Source organism: Spiroplasma sp. ChiS, assembly GCF_002968355.1.
Classification (GTDB): Bacteria; Bacillota_I; Bacilli_A; order Mycoplasmatales; family Mycoplasmataceae; genus Spiroplasma; species Spiroplasma citri.
In genome coordinates this window covers 1-4676 of sequence record NZ_PUUH01000314.1, presented here as the reverse complement: position 1 = coordinate 4676, position 4676 = coordinate 1, and the positions used below count along the sequence as shown (strand labels likewise).

Below are 4676 nucleotides of genomic sequence, written 5' to 3'. Positions count from 1 at the left end.
ACTTACCCTTTAACCATTGCAGGTTAAAGATTTATCCCCAAACCACAATAACTCTTTTATATTGCCTAAAAGAATTGCCTCCATTATGTCGTAGCAGTACGGCCACCCCTATATTGTTTATCCTCGCTTGCTTGGTTTTACGACATTCCAAGTAGGAGAGTTTTATTCGGTTGGTTTTGCTGTTATTTTCTTAAACTAAGCAAGGTTAACGACAATTTTAACCTAATTAAAAAAGATAGAATTTTATATCTATCTTTTTCTTAGTTTTTGGAAATTTTATACCAACCGAATATTTTACGCGGTCATTTAAATTATTAATTTCATCATTTGCTTGCTCTAATTTTAAATTTAAATCATTAATTTCTTTTGACTTATCTTTTAAATTAGTTTCTAAAACAAGTTTTTCTTCAGTAATTGTATTTAATTTAGCTTCAACTTCTTTCATTTTTTGTTCTAAAGAAAGTTTATTTTGTTCACTAGCTACTAACTTAGCTTTTAAGTCAGCAACTTCTGCTTCTAATATAGTAACTTTTTCTTGTGATTCTTTTGTTACCTTACTAATTTCTGCTGTTTTTAGTTCTAATTCTACTTTTAGACTAATATTTTGACTTGTTGCATCAAGAATTTGTTTGTCTAATCCTTCTTTAACTTGCTGCATCGTTAGTAATTCTGATTCAAGAACTTTCTTACTTTGTTCTAAAGTAGTTTTTTCCTGCTCACTCTCTCTAATTTTTGTTCAAAGAACATTAATTTCTAAACTTAATTTTTCAATTTTTGCTTCAGTATCATAAATTACTGGAATAAAATCTTTTAATTTTGGTTAGCCAACATTAATAGTTAAATAATTATTCTTTCAATCAAAAGATTTTTCACCATAACTTCATTCTCCTGAGAATTTATTATTATTTTCAAAATTGTAAGGATTCATCGCATATCCTGCTGGAATAGCAGTTGATCCAATTGCTAGTGTACTTAATAAACTTAAAAGTTTTTTCATTTTTATACTCCTTTCTTTCTTAGATTACACTAAGATAACTCTATGATATACTCAAAACCAAGAAAATAATTTTCCGTTTTTAAGTTTTTAATAATATTTTTTTTATTATTTATTCTACAGTTAAAATTTTAACTTTATAAGGCTCTTGAATTCCCTTAATTTCAATTAAATCGCCAGCTTTTTTCCCAATAATAGCTTTTGCAATTGGTGATTCATTTGAAATTGTATTTTCAAAAGGATTAGCCTCAACAGCACCAACAATTTTAAGTTCATATTTTTTATTAATTATTAAATTAGTAAACGTTACTGTACTTCCTAACTTAATAATTCCTGTTTTTGATTTAACTTCCTTAATTTCTTTTGCTTTTGTTAATAATGATTCAATTTCTTTAATTCGTCCTTCAACTTCCGCTTGACGGTTTCGTGCTGCATCATAATCAGCATTTTCTGATAAGTCTCCCTGTGCACGAGCTTCTTTTAACTCTTCAATCACTTCGGGACGAATAACATTAATTAAATTATCTAATTCTTCTTTTAAGTCTTTAATTCCCTCTTTAGTTAACAAAATTTCTTCATTCATGGTGTTCTCTCCGTTCCTCTCTGTTTTTAATTCCAACAATGATTATTATACCTTAAAAAAGACAATAATAATGGGGTTTTTTATTTTTTATCAAATAATAAAGCCTTAATTTTTGTTGCAATCATATCAATTGCGATTTTATTTCCTTCATAATATGGCACAATAATATCGGCATATTTAATACTTGGCTCAACAAAATATTCATGCATTGGTTTTACTATTGTTAAATACTGATTAATAATACTTTCAACTGTTCGCCCTCGTTCTGATAAATCACGTGTTAAATGTCGAATAAAACGAATATCATCTTCTGTTTTAATAAAGATTTTAATATCCGATAATTTGCGAATTTCTTCTAATGCTAAACCTAAAATACCATCAAGGATAATCACATCACCGCTTTTTATTTCCGTTGTTTGTATTGAGCGATTAGAAATTGTAAAATCATAATTTGGAATTTGAATGTTCTGATGATTTTTTAAGAGTTGTAAATGATTAACTAATAATTCTAAATCAAGGGCATTTGGATGATCAAAATTAATTTTTTTCGTTCTGCTAATGTCAAATCATCTAATTTTTTATAATAATGATCCATCTTTAAATAAACTATCTTTTTTGCTTGCAAAATTTCAGCAATTTTATTAGCAACTGTTGTTTTGCCACTTGCAGTCCCACCAGTAATAGTAACTAATTGCACTTTATTTTTTGGTTTTGGTTGCATTTAATTCCTCCTCTTATTCTTCTTATTTTAGTATATCATAAAGCAAAACAACTTAACTTTCGTTAAATTGTTTGACTATTCTTCATTCGCTGGTTCATCTTTTTCCTCATCAAGACTATTACTTTTTTCAACAATAAGATTTAGTTGCGTGAGCAAATGTTCTGCATCTTGATAATTAATATTAGTTGTTGCTTGATATAATGCTTGATTTCGTTTTAAATAATTTTTAATTTCGTGACGAATTTCTAATGAAACATATTTTCAATCATTTCTAACTTCAAATTCAGCATCTAATTTAGCTTGCAATTCAGTTTGTTCTTTCATTCGACGAAGATATTTTGCACGATAATAAGTAAAATATCAAATTGTTGCAAAACTAACAGAAAAGGCAACAAATGCTAACTCAATTGCTGCTCCAATAATTGCACTATCTCGTTTTCTTCCATCTGAAATAACAATATTATTGATTAAACTATAATAATGTCATCCAAAAAGAAAAGTAAAAATAACAAAGACAATTGGAAAGGCAAGATATTCTCATACTCGCATCTTAATTTTTCGTTGATAAGCTAATTTTAGTATCACAGCAATTACCATACCATAAATAAAAATTGTAATAGCTAATGATGCTTCAGTTAATGATGAAACATTAAATGGGCGCTGATAAGTCATTGTTTCTGATGGGGTTGCCATAAAACCAAATTGTTTTGTTAAACTATCCCCTTTAATAATATCGGGGATTGCTAACCAAATAAAAATCATTAAACTTGTAATAACTAAGTTTAAAATTGAAGCACAAATTGGTATTCCATCTTTATTTAACTTACGCAAATGATCTGGTAAATACCCTTCGGCTGATAATGGTTGTAATGAAGTTCCCCCTTATAAAGCATTTTGAATTGCAACATTTATTTTCAATGCTAAAGCACTAATAATCATAATAATTGGGCTACCATATAAAATAATCTTATTTTTAAAACCTAAACTTCATGTTCCCATTTGCATATTTTGAACAAATTTAGTAAAAGCAGCAAAGAAAATAATTGAAATAACAATATAAAAAATTGTACTAATTAACATAATTAGTGTAATTCCACGGCCAATATTTTTCTCTGGATTACTAATATTTTTCCCAGCAGTTGAAAAGACTTCAAACCCAGCAAAGAAGAAAAAGCATGAATTAAAAGTTTTAATAAATCCTGGCAACGAGAAATTTGTATGATGTCCTCAATAACTTAAATTTTCACCACCATGTTGAACTGCCAATACTAAACCAGCTAAAATTAAAAATCCAGCTGTAACTCATTTAATAATACCAGTTCCATTCGCTAATTTTTTATATAATTTCATCCCCCAAAAAATAATTCCTGCTGCTGACATATAAATAGCAATTCCAATAAAATCTAATCATAAGTCACCAAATGACCCTCAGTTTGCAGCATACCAAGGGACCATATTGCATAAAAGCAACAAAAATTCTCCAAAATTTAACAAAACTTGTTCTAACATAAATATATGAAGCTCCATTATTATTAGAATGATGAACTCTAGCCATTTTAGCAAATGCTCACGCACATATTCCTGCGATCAAACCTTCAACTGCAAATAATCAAATAACATGAATTCCAATTGAGTCAGGTTGTGAGATATTTGATAAAATAGCAAAATTACCTATAAAACCAATTCCAACAGTATAATTAAAGCCTAATCAAACAAAATCTGCTAAACTAAATTTCTTATTTTGTTCTTTTTTAAGCATAAAATAGTTTTTTCCTTTCTTCTAAAAAAATTGGTTAATATTTAATTGATGATATATTCACATAAAAATTAAATTATAACACTCAAATTATTTAAATTTTTTATAAATAATTTATCTCTAATTATAACAAATAGGAAAAAATTACAAGTAGAATTAAAATAACCTTGTCCTTATCTTGTAATAATTTCGTAATAGTTATCTAGCAAAAATTTCACAATTATTTATATTATTAATTTGGTGATAACTATGGAAAGAAAATTAACAATGACAGAAAAACATAAATATAAAACTATTGGAAAAGTTATTAATAATGAAATAACAAAAAACGTGCTGCTAAAATTTTAGATTTGTCTATTCGTAGAATTGAACAATTAATGAAAATTTATGATACACAAAATATGACTTCCTTTGCCCATCATTCACGTGGTAGAACAGCATATAACAAAACAAAACCAGAAATTTGTGAAAATATTCTTAATCTTTACAAAACTAAATATATTGATTTTAATTTTATACATTTTAAAGAAAAATTACTTGAAAATGAAAAAATAAAAATTTCTTATTCAGTTTTGTACAACTTAATGTCTCTAAATCAAATAAAATCTCCTAGAAAACAGAA

At 27.0% G+C, this 4676-nt stretch carries 5 protein-coding genes and 2 pseudogenes; 1 reads left to right on the top strand and 6 read right to left on the bottom strand.

Features of this window, described 5'->3' with window-relative positions; all coding sequences use genetic code 4:
* Positions 1 to 226 precede the first annotated feature (226 nt).
* From C6B38_RS11730 to C6B38_RS11710, 6 genes and pseudogenes are all read right to left on the bottom strand, one after another.
* Positions 227 to 658 (bottom strand): hypothetical protein, encoded by a 432-nt coding sequence (locus tag C6B38_RS11730; RefSeq protein WP_233485733.1) that lies wholly within the window; start codon positions 656 to 658, stop codon positions 227 to 229.
* A gap of 162 nt (positions 659 to 820) precedes the next feature.
* A complete protein-coding gene (locus C6B38_RS11725) occupies positions 821 to 997 on the bottom strand; it encodes a hypothetical protein (protein ID WP_233485732.1) in 177 nt (58 codons plus the stop codon).
* A gap of 109 nt (positions 998 to 1106) precedes the next feature.
* Positions 1107 to 1577 carry a transcription elongation factor GreA gene (gene greA, locus C6B38_RS08845; RefSeq protein WP_105299349.1) on the bottom strand — a complete coding sequence of 157 codons (471 nt, stop codon included), beginning with the start codon at positions 1575 to 1577 and terminating at the stop codon, positions 1107 to 1109.
* Positions 1578 to 1657: 80 nt separating this feature from the next.
* Positions 1658 to 2298, bottom strand: a pseudogene (gene udk / locus C6B38_RS08840) (uridine kinase).
* A 75-nt stretch (positions 2299 to 2373) separates the two neighbouring features.
* Positions 2374 to 3129, bottom strand: a complete 756-nt coding sequence (locus C6B38_RS11715; protein WP_233485730.1) for a hypothetical protein — start codon at positions 3127 to 3129, stop codon at positions 2374 to 2376.
* A 51-nt stretch (positions 3130 to 3180) separates the two neighbouring features.
* A complete protein-coding gene (locus C6B38_RS11710; RefSeq protein WP_233485729.1) occupies positions 3181 to 3807 on the bottom strand; it encodes an amino acid permease in 627 nt (208 codons plus the stop codon).
* Between the two features lie 507 nt (positions 3808 to 4314).
* Between C6B38_RS11710 and C6B38_RS08830 the strand changes: the two are divergent.
* Positions 4315 to 4676, top strand: a pseudogene (locus C6B38_RS08830) (ISNCY family transposase); the annotation flags it as partial.